Source organism: Pseudoxanthomonas sp. GM95 (assembly GCF_900109775.1).
Taxonomy (GTDB): Bacteria; Pseudomonadota; Gammaproteobacteria; order Xanthomonadales; family Xanthomonadaceae; genus Pseudoxanthomonas_A.
Map to the genome: position 1 here is coordinate 1194538 of NZ_FOAX01000001.1, position 13259 is coordinate 1207796.

13 protein-coding genes are annotated in these 13259 nt (G+C 68.1%); 6 read left to right on the forward strand and 7 right to left on the reverse strand.

Annotated features, from left to right (window positions below; genetic code table 11):
- Window position 1: 1 nt before the first annotated feature.
- Together hutH and hutI are read right to left on the reverse strand one after the other, a co-directional pair.
- The gene (gene hutH / locus BMZ17_RS05645; protein WP_093136943.1) at window positions 2-1537 is read right to left on the reverse strand and encodes a histidine ammonia-lyase; all 1536 of its coding nucleotides are present in this window, start codon (window positions 1535-1537) and stop codon (window positions 2-4) included.
- A 21-nt stretch (window positions 1538-1558) separates the two neighbouring features.
- Entirely contained in the window at window positions 1559-2761 is a 1203-nt protein-coding gene (gene hutI, locus BMZ17_RS05650) for an imidazolonepropionase (RefSeq protein ID WP_093136946.1), read from the reverse strand.
- Between the two features lie 82 nt (window positions 2762-2843).
- On the opposite strand from hutI, the gene BMZ17_RS05655 reads away from it, so the two are divergent.
- The gene (locus BMZ17_RS05655; RefSeq protein WP_093136949.1) at window positions 2844-4205 is read left to right on the forward strand and encodes a formimidoylglutamate deiminase; all 1362 of its coding nucleotides are present in this window, start codon (window positions 2844-2846) and stop codon (window positions 4203-4205) included.
- 82 nt (window positions 4206-4287) lie between these two features.
- Window positions 4288-5016 carry a histidine utilization repressor gene (hutC, locus tag BMZ17_RS05660; RefSeq protein WP_093136951.1) on the forward strand — a complete coding sequence of 243 codons (729 nt, stop codon included), beginning with the start codon at window positions 4288-4290 and terminating at the stop codon, window positions 5014-5016.
- A 33-nt stretch (window positions 5017-5049) separates the two neighbouring features.
- Here hutC and BMZ17_RS05665 read toward each other — a convergent pair whose 3' ends face one another.
- Window positions 5050-6033: a restriction endonuclease gene (locus BMZ17_RS05665; protein WP_093136954.1), complete on the reverse strand. Its 984-nt coding sequence runs from the start codon at window positions 6031-6033 to the stop codon at window positions 5050-5052.
- A gap of 241 nt (window positions 6034-6274) precedes the next feature.
- The gene (locus BMZ17_RS05670; RefSeq protein WP_093136957.1) at window positions 6275-6883 is read right to left on the reverse strand and encodes a phasin family protein; all 609 of its coding nucleotides are present in this window, start codon (window positions 6881-6883) and stop codon (window positions 6275-6277) included.
- Window positions 6884-7025: 142 nt separating this feature from the next.
- Here BMZ17_RS05670 and BMZ17_RS05675 point away from each other — a divergent pair, with 142 nt between their 5' ends.
- The gene (locus tag BMZ17_RS05675; RefSeq protein WP_093136959.1) at window positions 7026-7820 is read left to right on the forward strand and encodes a DUF8198 family protein; all 795 of its coding nucleotides are present in this window, start codon (window positions 7026-7028) and stop codon (window positions 7818-7820) included.
- Here the strand turns inward: BMZ17_RS05675 and BMZ17_RS05680 are convergent.
- Complete coding sequence (locus BMZ17_RS05680) at window positions 7801-8076, reverse strand: polyhydroxyalkanoic acid system family protein (protein ID WP_093138066.1); 276 nt, start codon at window positions 8074-8076, stop codon at window positions 7801-7803. The genes BMZ17_RS05675 and BMZ17_RS05680 overlap by 20 nt on opposite strands.
- A 92-nt stretch (window positions 8077-8168) precedes the next feature.
- Here BMZ17_RS05680 and BMZ17_RS05685 point away from each other — a divergent pair, with 92 nt between their 5' ends.
- Window positions 8169-8966 (forward strand): FHA domain-containing protein, encoded by a 798-nt coding sequence (locus BMZ17_RS05685; RefSeq protein WP_093138068.1) that lies wholly within the window; start codon window positions 8169-8171, stop codon window positions 8964-8966.
- Here the strand turns inward: BMZ17_RS05685 and msrQ are convergent.
- On the reverse strand, window positions 8905-9543 hold the full coding sequence (gene msrQ / locus BMZ17_RS05690) for a protein-methionine-sulfoxide reductase heme-binding subunit MsrQ (RefSeq protein ID WP_093138065.1): 639 nt from the start codon (window positions 9541-9543) through the stop codon (window positions 8905-8907). The genes BMZ17_RS05685 and msrQ overlap by 62 nt on opposite strands.
- 62 nt (window positions 9544-9605) lie before the next feature.
- A complete protein-coding gene (gene msrP / locus BMZ17_RS05695; RefSeq protein WP_093138067.1) occupies window positions 9606-10574 on the reverse strand; it encodes a protein-methionine-sulfoxide reductase catalytic subunit MsrP in 969 nt (322 codons plus the stop codon).
- A 200-nt stretch (window positions 10575-10774) separates the two neighbouring features.
- Between msrP and serC the strand changes: the two genes are divergently transcribed.
- Window positions 10775-11860 carry a 3-phosphoserine/phosphohydroxythreonine transaminase gene (gene serC, locus BMZ17_RS05700; protein WP_093138069.1) on the forward strand — a complete coding sequence of 362 codons (1086 nt, stop codon included), beginning with the start codon at window positions 10775-10777 and terminating at the stop codon, window positions 11858-11860.
- Window positions 11861-11987: 127 nt separating this feature from the next.
- A complete protein-coding gene (gene pheA / locus BMZ17_RS05705) occupies window positions 11988-13163 on the forward strand; it encodes a prephenate dehydratase (RefSeq protein ID WP_093136962.1) in 1176 nt (391 codons plus the stop codon).
- Window positions 13164-13259 lie beyond the last annotated feature (96 nt).

Sequence of the window (13259 nt, forward strand, 5' to 3'; positions counted from 1 at the left end):
TTCAGCGCTCCGCGCCGGGCAGGGCGACGCTGACGCTGGCGGCCAGGGCGCCCGAGCGCACCAGAGTGGTGGCGGCGACCATGTCCGGGTGGAAATAGCGGTCGTCCTGCAGCGTCGGTACCTGCGCGCGCAGCAGGGCGCGGGCGGCTTCCAGCGAGGCGCTGGAGCGCAGCGGCGCGTGGAAATCGCAGCCCTGGCCGGCGGCCAGCAGCTCGATGCCGACCACGTTGGCCGCGTTCTCGGCCATCGCCATCAGGCGGCGCGCGCCGTGGGCGGCCATCGAGACGTGGTCTTCCTGGTTGGCCGAGGTCGGGATGGAATCGACGCTGGCCGGATACGCGCGCTGCTTGTTCTCCGAGACCAGCGCCGCGGCGGTGACCTGCGGAATCATGAAGCCCGAGTTCAGGCCAGGCTTGGGCGTCAGGAACGCCGGCAGGCCCGACAGCGCCGGATCGACCAGCATCGCGGTGCGTCGCTCGCTGATCGAGCCGATCTCGCACACCGCCATCGCCAGCATGTCGGCGGCGAAGGCGACCGGCTCGGCGTGGAAGTTGCCGCCGCTCAGCGCTTCACCGGTGTCGGTGAACACCAGCGGATTGTCGGAGACGCCGTTGGCTTCGGTTTCCAGCGTGCCGGCGGCCTGGCGCATCACGTCCAGCGCCGCGCCCATAACCTGCGGCTGGCAGCGCAGGCAGTACGGATCCTGCACGCGCACGTCGCCTTCGCGGTGCGAATCGCGGATGGCTGAGTCGGCCATCAACGCACGCAGCGCGTCGGCGGTGACGATCTGGCCGGGCTGGCCGCGCAGCGCGTGGATGCGCGGATCGAACGGCGTGTCCGAACCCTTGGCCGCTTCCACCGACAGCGCGCCGGCGACCAGCGCGGCCTGGAACACCGCTTCGATCTCGAACAATCCTGCCAGTGCGTAGGCGGTCGAATACTGGGTGCCGTTGAGCAGGGCCAGGCCTTCCTTCGCGCCCAGGGTGAGCGGTGACAGGCCGACGCGGGCCAAGGCTTCGACGGCGGGCAGGCGCTCGTCACCGATGAAGGCTTCGCCCACGCCGATCATCACCGTGGCCATGTGCGACAGCGGCGCCAGGTCGCCCGAGGCGCCGACCGAGCCCTGGCAGGGCACCACCGGCATCACGTCGTGCTGCAGCAGCGCGGCCAGCAGGGCGAGGGTGTCCGGCTTCACGCCCGAGGCCCCCTGGGCCAGGCTGACCAGCTTGAGGGCCAGCATCAGGCGCACGACCGGCACCGGCATCGGCTCACCGACGCCGGCGGCGTGCGAGAGCACGATGTTCCGCTGCAGGGTTTCCAGGTCCTCGCGCTCGATGCGCACGCTGGCCAGCTTGCCGAAGCCGGTGTTGATGCCGTAGACCGGCTCACCCTTGGCCACGATCGCATCGACGGTCTGCGAACTGCGCAGCACCGCCTCGGCGCAGGCCGGGTCCAGCTGCACGCGCGCGCCGCGATAGACGGCGCGCCATTGCGCCAGGCTGACCGCGCCGGGGCGCAGCAGGATCGAATCAGTCATGCAGGTTCTCCAAATAGAGGTTCATTGCCCACGCCAGACGCGCGCGTGCAGCGGGTTGAAGCCAATGCGGTAGACCAGGTCGGCCGGGGCGTCGATGTCCCAGATCGCCAGGTTGCAGTCCAGGCCGGCGCGCAGGCGGCCGACGCGGTCGAAACGTCCCAGTGCTCGCGCCGCTTCGCGGGTGAAGCCGGCGATGCATTCGGTGACGGTCATGCGGAACAGCGTGGCGGCCATGTTCATGGCCAGCAGCGGGCTGGTCAGCGGCGAGGTGCCGGGGTTGCTGTCGGTAGCCAGAGCCAACGGCACGCCGGCGGCCCGCAGCGCGGCGATCGGCGGCACCAGCGTGTCGCGGGTGAAGTAGAACGCGCCCGGCAGCAACACGGCGACCGTACCGGCGGCGGCCATCGCCGCGATGCCGTCATCGTCCAGGTGTTCGATGTGATCGGCCGAGAGCGCGCCGAAGCGCGCAGCCAGCGCCGCGCCATGCTGGTTGGAGAGCTGCTCGGCGTGGATCTTGACCTGCAGGCCGTACGCCTTGGCGGCGGTGAAGACCTGCTCGGCCTGGGCCAGCGAGAACGCGATGTGCTCGCAGAACACGTCGACTGCTTCGGCCAGGCCCTGCGCGGCCACGGCCGGGATCATCTGTGTGCAGACCTGGTCGATGTAGGCCTGCGCTTCGGCGCCCGGCGGCACTGCGTGCGCGCCCAGGAAGGTCGGCGCCACTTCGACAGCGCGCAATTCGCCCAGGTGTCGTGCGACGCGCAGCTGCTTGAGTTCGTCGTCCAGGGTCAGGCCGTAGCCGGACTTGATCTCGATCGTGGTCACGCCTTCGGCCAGCATCGCGTCCAGGCGCGGCAGGGTGGCGGCGATCAGCGCGTCATCGTCGGCCGCGCGCGTAGCACGCACCGTGGACACGATGCCGCCGCCGGCCTTGGCGATGTCGGCGTAGCTGACGCCCTGCAGGCGCTGTTCGAATTCGTTGGCGCGGTTGCCGGCGTAGACCAGGTGGGTGTGGCAATCGATCAGGCCGGGCGAAATCCAGCGGCCGCCGCAGTCGATGCGGTTCGCGACCTCAAGCCCGGCGGGCAGCGATGAAAGCGGTCCGGCATGGACGATCCTGCCGTCGCATGCCGCGATCGCGCCATCGCGCACTTCGCCTAGGCCGCCATCGGCGGTGTCGAGTGTGATCAGCTGTGCGTTGTGCCAGAGCGTGTCGCAGCGCATGGGCGTCAGGTATAGGCAAATGGATATTTGTCTATACAATACGAGTGCGGACTGGAGGGTGTCCAGTAGCGTGGAAGAAAAAATGACCGACGTGCAGTTCTGGATCGAACATGCCTTGCTCCCCCAAGGGTGGGCGCGCAACGTGCGGCTGCAGGTCTGCGCCGGGCGCATCGCCGCGATCACAGCAGATGCGGCCCGCTCGGAGGGTGACGTCCATCTGAAGATCGGTGTGCCGGGCCTGGGCAACCTGCACAGCCATGCGTTCCAGCGCGGCATGGCCGGGCTCGCGGAAATCGGCGGGGCCAGCGGCGACAGTTTCTGGAGCTGGCGCGAGCTGATGTACACCTTCCTGCACCGGCTGGATCCGGACAGCTTCCAGGCCATTGCCGAACAGGCCTACATGGAAATGCTGGAAGCCGGCTTCACCCGCGTCGGCGAGTTCCATTACCTGCATCACCAGCCCAACGGCGTCGCCTACGACCAGCCGGCGGAAATGTCTGCGCGCGTGGCCGCCGCCGCGCAGGCGACTGGCCTGGGCCTGACCTTGCTGCCGGTGTTCTATGCGCATGCCGATTTCGGCGGTGCGCCGCCCAATCCCGCGCAGCGCCGCTTGATCCACGACGTGGACGGCTTCGCGCGCCTGCTGGACGACGCGGGTCGCGCGCTGGCGCCGCTGGGCGATGCGGTGCTGGGCATCGCGCCGCATAGCCTGCGCGCGGTGACGCCGGACGAACTCACCGCGCTGGTGCCGCTGACCCGCGGCCCGATCCACATCCATATTGCCGAGCAGACGCGCGAAGTCGATGCCTGTCTGGCCTGGTCCGGCCAGCGCCCGGTGCAGTGGCTGTACGCCCACGCCGAGGTCGATGCGCGCTGGTGCCTGGTCCACGCCACGCACGTCGATGCTGGCGAAGTCGCGGCGATGGTCGCCAGCCAGGCCGTGGTCGGCCTGTGCCCGATCACCGAGGCCAACCTGGGCGACGGCCTCTTCCCGATGCAGGCGTTTGCGCAGGCCGGCGGTCGCTTCGGCGTGGGCTCGGATTCCAACGTGCTGATCGATGCAGCCGAAGAGCTGCGCCTGCTCGAATACGGCCAGCGCCTGGTGGCGCGTGGCCGCAACGTGCTGGCCCGTGGCGAAGGCGTGTCCAGCGGCCGCTGGTTGTTCGACGGCGCGTTGCACGGCGCCGCGCAGGCGTTGCGCGTGCAGGCCGGATTGGCGGTCGGCGCATCGGCCGACGTGGTCGAACTCGACCACGCGCATGAGGCGATGGCCGCGCGAGGCGACGATGCCTGGCTGGATAGCTGGCTGTTCGCCGCGCGCCGCGGTGCGGTCAAGGCCGTGTGGCGCGCAGGCCGCCAGGTGGTGAGCGAAGGCCGCCATCACCAGCGCGATGCGATCGCCGCGCGCTACGCCGCTACGCTGGCCAAGGTGCTGGGCGCGTGAGCAGTCGCCATCGTCATGCGACAGTCGTGGCCTGCATGGGCCATGCTGGCGCCGGCTCGCTTTTTCCAGGAATGAAACACGCATGAGCAGCAACGGAGCCATGTCGCTCAACCAGCGCATCCGGCGCGATATCGAAGGCAATATCCGCAGCGGCGCGTGGCCGCCGGGGTATCGCATTCCCTTCGAGCACGAGCTGATGGTGGAGTACGGCTGTTCGCGCATGACCGTCAACAAGGTGCTGACCATGCTGGCCGACGCCGGCATGATCGAGCGCCGCCGCCGCGCGGGTTCGTTCGTGACCCGGCCGCATCCGCATATCGAACAGGTGGCGCTGGATATCCCGGACATCCCGATCGAGGTCGCCGCGCGCGGGCACCGTTACCAGTTCCAGCTGCTGCGCAAGCGCCAGCGCAAACCCAAGCGCGGCAGTGCGCAGGAAATCGAAGTGGCCGAAGGCGGCACGGTGCTGGCGCTGCAAAGCCTGCACATGGCCGATGGCCGGCCGTTCGCGCTGGAAGAACGCCTGATCAACCCGGTGGTCGCGCCGCAGGCGCTGGAGATGGATTTCTCCAGCACCGCGCCGGGCAGCTGGCTGCTGCAGCACGTCAGCTGGACGCGCGCCGAACATCGCATCAGTGCGATCGGCGCCGACGCGGCGCAGGCGCAGTTGCTGCAGGTCGAGGTCAACACGCCGTGCCTGGTCATCCAGCGCCAGACCTGGCGCGGCGAACAGCCGGTGACCTATGTCACCCAGGTGTTCCTGGGCGAGTCCTACGATCTGGTGGCGCGCTTTTCGCCGGGATCGCGCTGAGTCGACGCGGCCGATCGGCCGCGTCCGATGTCATCAATGGGTTTTCTTGACTGGTGCAGGCGCAGGCGCGGCTTCGCACTGGCGCCAGCGCACGCGCTCGTTACTGCCCGGCGCCGGGTTGAGCTGGATGCGCGAGAGCGTCAGCTCGGGATGCTTGGCCAGTTCGGCGCAGACGGTGGTCATGACCATGGCCTCGTTGGCCAGCATGTCCACCGACAGCGTCGAGCTCGAGATCCACGCCGGCTGACGTAGCCCGCCCGCCTTGGCCAGTGCCTTGGTCACGGCGCTGCGCTGCTGGGCCAGTTCCTGGTCGGTGGCTGGCGCGGTCGGCGCCGCAGGCGTCGCCGGCGCGGTGCTGGCTGGCGGTGCGACAGGCGCAGCGGCCGGTGCGGGCGCATCGGTCGCGGCCGTGGACGGTGCGATGTCTTCGACCGAGAAAAAGCTGGCCGCCAGCACGCCGATCAGCAGTGCGGCGATCCAGCTCAGGCCGATGTGGCGACGCGCGCGGCCGTTGGCGTGGCTGACGATGCGCTGGACGATGGCGCTGTCCAGCATCGGCTTGACCTCATGCCACAGCTTGCTGCCGTCGAGCACTTCGACGCTGGAGCGCTCGGCCTTTTCGCGGCCACCGGCATCGACCATGCCTTCGGTCGCCAGGATGGCGCGCTGGGCGCCGCGCAGGCGGGCCTCGGAGGCCAGCTCATCGATGGCCACCGAGCCGATCCGGTAGGCGGTGCCGTGCTTGCAGCTCAGCAGCCAGTGCTTGCCTTCCTTGTCGCCCAGCAGAAAGCTCGGGTGCTGGTTGCGGATGTCTTCAGGCTCGAAGGACAGCCGGTCCAGTCCGCGCAGCTGCAGCGAGGACAGCACCAGGCGCGAGAAATCGCGCCAGCGCAGCGCCGCCAGGGCCAGCAGGCCAGCGGAGGTTTCATCGACACGGCGCCGCAGCACCCAGAGGTAGAAGGTCGCAGAGAGACCAAGCGCCAGGGCGATGAGGGCCCCGATCAGCCAAGAAGGCATGGTGAAGTCGTCCAGTAATGCAAGGGAAGGAGTTTAAAGAGAACGCCTTCGGACGTCAGCGCACACGGGGGAACGTGGCCGGGCACGAGGGACCCGCCAGTCCGAAAGTCGTAAGGGGAGGGGAGCATACGGACGGCCGGACTGGCGGGTCCGTCACGATTCTGCCCGCGCCAAGTGCTGCTTTGCAACACGGCCAGGCGCGTGGCCGGCCGTGCGACGGGTCGACCTGGGGGCGGCCGGATCAGGATGTGGCCGGCTTGCGCGCGGCCGGGCGGCGCGTGGTTTTGGCGGCGGTTTTCTTCACGGCCTTGCGTGGCGCGGCTTTCTTCGCGGCAGTTTTCTTGGCCGCGGTGCGAGCGGTCGCGGCCGGCGTCTTGCGCGCGGCGGTCTTCTTCGCTGCCGATTTGGCGACCGGCGCATCGTTGTGCTTGCGCAGTTGGCCGTTGAGCGCCTCGATGCGTTCGATCAGCGCCCCCAGCTCGCGGCGGGTCGGCACTTCCAGTGATTTCAGCGCACCCTGGACCTTGCTGCGGAAGGCCTGGTCGACCTTGCCGAAGGTCTCGCCCGCCTTGGCGCGCGCGCTATGGATCTTTTCATCCAGCGAGGCGCGCGCCTTGCCTGCGCGGGTGCCGGCGCTGCGTTCGACCCGGGCGCCTTCCTTGACCAGCGTGTCGAACATGCGTGTGCCTTCGGTCTGCGCGCGGCCGAAGGCGCCCACGCCGGCCAGCCAGATCTGCTGGGCCGATTCGCCCAGCTTCTGCTGCAGCACTTCGGCCTGCTGCTGCAGCGAGGGTTCGGCTGCGGAACTGCGCTTGCGTGTGGTGGTGCGCGTGGTCTTCTTCGTGGCCATGGGGTGCCTCCGATCGATGGACTGCCCGCGGACGGGCGTTGCAGGCAGTGTCCATGGCGCAGGGTGAGCGCGACGTCACCGTGGCAACACCGTCATCGCGATGCGCTTGCGGCCGCCAGCGCGGCGGGTCGATCATGCGGGCATGGCGCGAGGCACTTCCATTCCGGCACGTCTGGGCCGTCGGCTGTCCTGGCACCAGGCCCTGCACGATGTGACGCGTGAGCCGCGCAATGCCTCGCGCTGGTTGCCGCCGCTGCGCCAATGGCAGGCCACGCGGGTGGAGCGCAGCTTCGGTCATTTCCTCGAAGATCCGCAGCGCCACGACGCGGCGATGTTCTTCCTGTCCGAGGTCTATGGCGACCACGATTTCAGCCGGCGCGATGCCAGCGTGGCCCGGATCGTGCCGATGATGCAGAAACTGTTGCCGGCTTCGGTGCTGGCCACGCTCGCCGATGCGATCGAGCTGGATGCGCTGACCCACGCCCTGGACCTGCGCATGGCGCAAGCGCTGGAAGTGTTGGCGCCGCGCCGCAAGACCCTCGACCAGGCGTTGTACACGCAGGCGTATCGACAGGTCGGGCATCGACGCCTGCGCCTGCACCAGATCGACCTGATCGTGCGCGTCGGCGCCGGCCTGGCGCAGGCCGTGCGCCTGCCGGGGGTGTCGATGCTGCTGAAACTTTCGCGCGGCCCGGCCAGGGCGACCGGGCTGGCTGATCTTCAGGGCTTCCTGGAACGGGGCTTTGCCGCGTTCGCCCTGCTGGGTGATGCACGTGCGTTCCTGCAGGAGATCGCCACCAGCGAGCAGGACAGCGCCAAGCGCCTGTTCGCCGGCAAGCCCGATCCGTTCGGGCTGGAAGCTGAGCGCGCGCCGGCCCAGGCCGCGGCCAAGCGCGCGCCCGCCAAGCGGGCTTCGGTCAGGAAAACCGCTCGCTGAGCACGCGGCGGATTTCCGATTCGATCGGACCCTTCATCGCCGACATCAAAAAGCCCAGCTCGGCGGTGACGTGCAGCGCGTCGGGCTGCATGGCGATGCGGCCCTCGACACCGGCGCCGTTGAAAGCCAGTGTGTCGCCGTCCCAGTGATGGCTGACGCCGAAACGGCTGGACAGTTTGCCGGCCACTTCCTCCAGCGCCTCGCGGGTCTGCTCGGGGGTCTTGCTGTTGGGGTGCTGGATTTCGATACGGGACATGGCGTTGGCGATGCGATCAAGAAGGTCGTGCATTGTGCGCAACGCAGGCGCAGGGCGCCAAGCGTGCGTGCTGCATGCTAGGCTCGCGCCGCGTGCAAAACCTCAGTCTCCATTTCCCGCAAGGACGTACCGCCGACCGTGCCCTGGGCACGGGTGTCCACCGCATCGTGCGCGAGGCCAGCGGCAACATCGGCGTGGGCGATGCCGTCCCCGGTGCGCTGTTGGTCCAGGTCTGCCTGGATCGTCGTGGCCTGTGGCTGCAGGTGCCCTCGGGCATGCGCGGCATCCACGTCAACGGCCGGCCGGTGCGACGCATGGCGATGCTGCGGCCCGGTGATGCGATTTACGCCGATGGCGTCGAAGTGCTGGTTCGCGGCCAGGCCTCGACCACCACGCCGTATGCCGCGCCGCGCAGTGGCGAATCCGATCCGCGCATCGTGTTGCGCGGCATCGGCGGTCGCCATCACGGCAAGGCCTTCCCGATCGAATCCGGCTGCGTGGTCGGTGCGGCGCGCGAGGCGGATATCCGCGTCGAAGCGCCGCACATCGGCCAACAGCACGCGCGCCTGAACCTGCATGGCGGTGGCGTGGTGCTGCGGCATCACGACGGCGCGGTAATCAGCGTGGTCAATGGCATCCCGGTGCATGAGGCGATGCTGGGCGCGGGCGACCAGATCGCCTTCGATCCGCAGTCGCGCTTCGTGATCGAAATCCCCTGGGCGCAGATGGATGCGGACAAATCGCTGGCGGCCGACGACGCCGACCTCGAGCCCGCGCCGCAGGTCAATAAGCCCAGCGGCGCCTCGATGAAGCGCTGGCCCTGGCTGCTTATTGCGGCCGCGGGGCTGGCCGGGCTGCTGTCGCTGCTGCTGCTGTTCGGCGCCGGCTGAGCGCCTTCCACCCGCGCCACGCCAGCAGCACGGCCAGGATCGAGGCGTACAGCAGCGGTTCGCGGATGTCGGATTTCACCAGCCACCAGAAGTGCAGCACCGCCAGGACGCCGATGGCGTAGATGGCCTTGTGCAGCCGGCCCCAGTTGCGTCCCAGCCGGCGGATCCAGCCGGTGGTGGAGGTGATGGCCAGTGGCACCAGCAGCAGCCAGGCGGTGAATCCCACAGTGATGTATGGCCGTTTGACGATCTCGGCGAAGATCTGGGTCCAGTAGCCGCGCAGGTCCAGGCCCAGGTAAGCGGCCAGGTGCAGGCTGGCGTAGGCGAAGGCATACAGGCCCAGCATCCGCCGGAAGCGGATGAATTCGGCCCGGCCGGTGAGCTGGCGCAGCGGCGTCAGCGCCAGGCACAGCAGTAGGAAGCGCAGTGCCCACAGCCCGGTGAAATGCTCGACCGTGGCGATCGGATCGGCGCCCAGCGCATCGCTGCCGGTCTTGAAGACATCCCAGAAGCGCCAGCCCAGCAGCGCCAGCGGCGTCAGGCACAGCAGGTGCGCCACGACCTTGGTGGCCACCAGCCAGCCCGGTGTCTTGGGCTTGGGCCGGGCCGGGCGCGGGCGGGCGACGGGACGGTCGGCGCTCAGAACCACCGGCGCAGATCCATGCCGGTGTACATCGACGCCACCTGGTCGGCGTAGCCGTTGAACATCCGCGTCTCGATGCGCTCGGCGAACAGCTTGCTGGCGTTGCCGGCGATGCGTCGCTCGGTCTTCTGGCTCCAGCGCGGATGGTCGACCTGCGGATTGACGTTGGAGAAAAAGCCATATTCGCTGGGCTGCAGGTCGTGCCAGGCGGTTTCGGGCATCTTTTCGACGAACTTGATCTCCACGATCGACTTGATGCTCTTGAAGCCGTACTTCCACGGCACCACCAGGCGCAACGGCGCGCCGTTCTGCTGCGGCAGGGCCTTGCCGTACAGGCCGGTGGCCAGGAAGGCGAGGGGATGCATCGCCTCGTCCATGCGCAGGCCTTCGCGGTAGGGCCAGTTGATCGAGCGGTAGCGGATCTCCGGCATCTGCTTCGGATCGGCCAGCGTGGTGAAGGCCACGTACTTGGCCTTGGAGGTCGGCGCGAACTGCTTGAGCACCGCCGCCAGCGGGATCCCGGTCCACGGGATCACCATCGACCAGCCTTCCACGCAGCGCAGGCGATAGATGCGCTCCTCGGCCGGCGCGGCCTTGAGGATGTCCTCCAGGTTGACCCGGCCGGGCTTGTCGCACTCGCCGCTGACATTGACCGTCCAGGGCGAGGTCTTGAGGGTCTTGGGCGCGCGACCGGGGTCTGCCTTGTCGGTCCCGAACTCGTAGAAGTTGTTGTAGCTGGTGACGTCCTCGACCTTGGTCAGTTCTTCGCTGGTGCGGAAGCCCGACTTGGCCTGTTCCGGCGTGATCACCGCCTTGGGCGCCTCGGGCGGATCGGCATCGGCGCAACCGGCCAGGGCCAGCGCCGGCATCGCGGCGGCCAGCTTGAACAGATCGCGACGACCGCGATAGATCACTTCGTCGGTGACCTGGTGGTCCTTGAGATTGAGGGCATCACGCAAAGACACGGGCATCTCCTGCTTGAAAGTCACATGGGCAACTAATTGGACGCTTGGCAGGGACGAAAATTCCCGAATCGGTCGATCCTGTCCATGCCCGATGCGCCACGTTTCATGCCCGTTACGCAGATTGCGTCATCCGGGATGCAGCGATGGGCACTTGCCGATTCAGGCTGCGGCATACTATGCGCCCCCTGAAAGAGGCTGCCATGGCACGCGTCCACAACTTCAGCGCCGGCCCTGCGGCACTGCCCGAAGCCGTCCTGCGCCAGGCGCAGTCCGAGATGCTGGAGTGGAATGGCATCGGCGCCTCCATCGTCGAGATCAGCCACCGCAGCGCGGAATTCATCGAAGTGGCGGCCCGGGCCGAAGCCGACCTGCGCACGCTGCTGTCCATTCCCGACGACTATGCGGTGCTGTTCCAGGCCGGCGGCGCCACCACCGCGCAGGCGCTGCTGGCACTGAACTTCGCCAATCCCGGCCAGACCGTGGACTACGTGGTCAGCGGCCACTGGGGCAAGACCGCGATCAAGCAGGTCAAGGACTACGTCAACGTGAACGTAGCCGCGACCAGCGAAGCCAGCCATTTCACCGACATCCCGGCGCGCGACACCTGGCAGCTGTCGGCCGATGCGGCCTACGTGCACATCACCGCCAACGAGACCATCCACGGCGTCGAGTTCCGCGACACGCCGGACGTGGGCAGCGTGCCGCTGTTCGCCGATTTCTCTTCGTCGATCGCCTCCGAGCCGGTGGATGTTTCGAAATATGGCGTGATCTACGCCGGCGCACAGAAGAACCTCGGCCCCGTCGGCGTGGCGGTAGTCATCATCCGCCGCGACCTGCTGGAGCGCAGCGGCCAGCCGCGCGCGGACATCTTCGACTACCGCTCGCACAGTGCGCGCGACTCGATGCTCAACACCCCGCCGACCTGGAACTGGTATCTGGCCGGGCTGATGTTCCGCTGGATGCTAGACGAAGGCGGCGTCACCGAATTCGCCAAGCGCAGCGCGCAGAAGTCTGGGCTGGTCTATGGCGCGATCGACGGCTCGGGCGGGTTCTATCGCAACGAAGTCGTGCCGGGCGCTCGCTCGCGGATGAACATCCCGTTCTTCCTGCCGGACGACACGCTGACCGCGCGTTTCCTCACCGAATCCAAGGCCGCCGGGCTGCTGGCGCTGAAGGGCCACAAGGCCGTCGGTGGCCTGCGCGCGTCGCTGTACAACGCGCTGCCAGTGTCCGGTGCGCAGGCGCTGGTGGATTTCATGCACGACTTCCAGCAGCGCAACGGCTGACGCGCGTTGATGTGGGAGCTGCTTCAGCAGCGAGGCGTTCGCATGAAGCCTCATCGCCGCTGAAGCGGCTCCCACAAGACATCGCATCGCCTGCCTTCAAAAAACTTTGCTTCACGGATCACCGCGAATGACCAAGAAAACCTCCAAGCCTGCCGCCGCCAAGTCCACGTCCGTGGCCAAGGCCGCCAAACCCGAGAACGTCGCCAAGGTGCCTGCGGTGGCTGCACCGGTGCTGTCGGACGTGCGCGCCAAGATCGATGGCATCGACCGCCAGATCCAGGCGCTGATCGCCGAGCGCGCCGAGTTCGCCCATCAGGTCGGCAAGGCCAAGGGCAAGCTGGCGGCGGCGGTGGACTATTACCGCCCCGAGCGCGAGGCGCAGGTGCTGCGCATGGTGGTGGACCGCAACCAGGGGCCGTTGTCGGATGAGCTGCTGGTGCATGTGTTCCGCGAAATCATGTCCGCCTGCCTGGCCCAGCAGGAGCCGCTGAAGATCGGCTACCTCGGCCCGGAAGGCACCTTCAGCCAGCAGGCCGTGCTCAAGCACTTCGGCCGCTCGGCGCTGGGCGTGCCGATGGCGACCATCGAGGAAGTCTTCCAGGAAGTGGAAAGCGGCAACGCCGATTTCGGCGTGGTGCCGGTGGAGAATTCCGGGCAGGGCACGATCCAGATCACGCTGGACATGTTCCTTACCTCCAACCTCAAGATCTGCGGCGAAGTCGAACTGCGCGTGCAGCAGTACCTGATGTCGCGCAGCGGCCGCATCGAGGACATCGAACGCGTCTACGCGCATCCGCAGTCCTTCATGCAGACCTCCGGCTGGCTGCGTGCCAACCTGGCCAAGGCCGAGAAGGTGCCGGTGTCCAGCAATGCCGAGGGCGCACGCCGCGCCCGTGGCAGCGATGACGCCGCGGCCATCGGCGGCGAGAGTGCGGTGCACGCCTACGGCCTGAAGAAGGTCGTGATGAGCCCGATCCAGGACGACAAGGACAACACCACGCGCTTTCTGGTGGTCGGTCGCCAGATCTTCCCGCCGTCGGGCCACGACCGCACCTCGGTGCTGGTGTTCATCCACGACAAGCCGGGCGCGCTGTTCGACGTGCTCAGCCCGTTTGCCCGCCATGGCATCAGCATGAACCGCATCGAGTCGCGCCCGTCGCACCACGCCAAGTGGGAATACGGCTTTTTCATCGACCTGGCCGGCCACATCGAGGACGAAGCGATGAAGCTGGCCCTGGCCGAGCTGAAGGCGCATTCGGCACAGATCAAGGTGCTGGGCAGCTATCCGGTCGCCGTGCCGTAAGCCTGTGCGCCGAGGGACGCACCACGCGCCCTGATGTCGCTGCTCTCCCTCCATTCCGTTTCAAGCCGCCGACCACGTGCCGGCGCATGACCAAGA

Excerpts from the sequence above, each read along its gene's own strand:
- BMZ17_RS05680 (WP_093138066.1), bottom strand. The coding sequence starts at position 8,076 with ATGTCCCGTATCGAAATCCAGCACCCCAACAGCAAGACCCCCGAGCAG.
- hutC (WP_093136951.1), top strand. The coding sequence starts at position 4,288 with ATGAGCAGCAACGGAGCCATGTCGCTCAACCAGCGCATCCGGCGCGAT.
- BMZ17_RS05655 (WP_093136949.1), top strand. The coding sequence starts at position 2,844 with ATGACCGACGTGCAGTTCTGGATCGAACATGCCTTGCTCCCCCAAGGG.
- BMZ17_RS05675 (WP_093136959.1), top strand. The coding sequence starts at position 7,026 with ATGGCGCGAGGCACTTCCATTCCGGCACGTCTGGGCCGTCGGCTGTCC.
- hutH (WP_093136943.1), bottom strand. The coding sequence starts at position 1,537 with ATGACTGATTCGATCCTGCTGCGCCCCGGCGCGGTCAGCCTGGCGCAA.
- pheA (WP_093136962.1), top strand. The coding sequence starts at position 11,988 with ATGACCAAGAAAACCTCCAAGCCTGCCGCCGCCAAGTCCACGTCCGTG.
- BMZ17_RS05670 (WP_093136957.1), bottom strand. The coding sequence starts at position 6,883 with ATGGCCACGAAGAAGACCACGCGCACCACCACACGCAAGCGCAGTTCC.
- BMZ17_RS05665 (WP_093136954.1), bottom strand. The coding sequence starts at position 6,033 with ATGCCTTCTTGGCTGATCGGGGCCCTCATCGCCCTGGCGCTTGGTCTC.
- hutI (WP_093136946.1), bottom strand. The coding sequence starts at position 2,761 with ATGCGCTGCGACACGCTCTGGCACAACGCACAGCTGATCACACTCGAC.
- serC (WP_093138069.1), top strand. The coding sequence starts at position 10,775 with ATGGCACGCGTCCACAACTTCAGCGCCGGCCCTGCGGCACTGCCCGAA.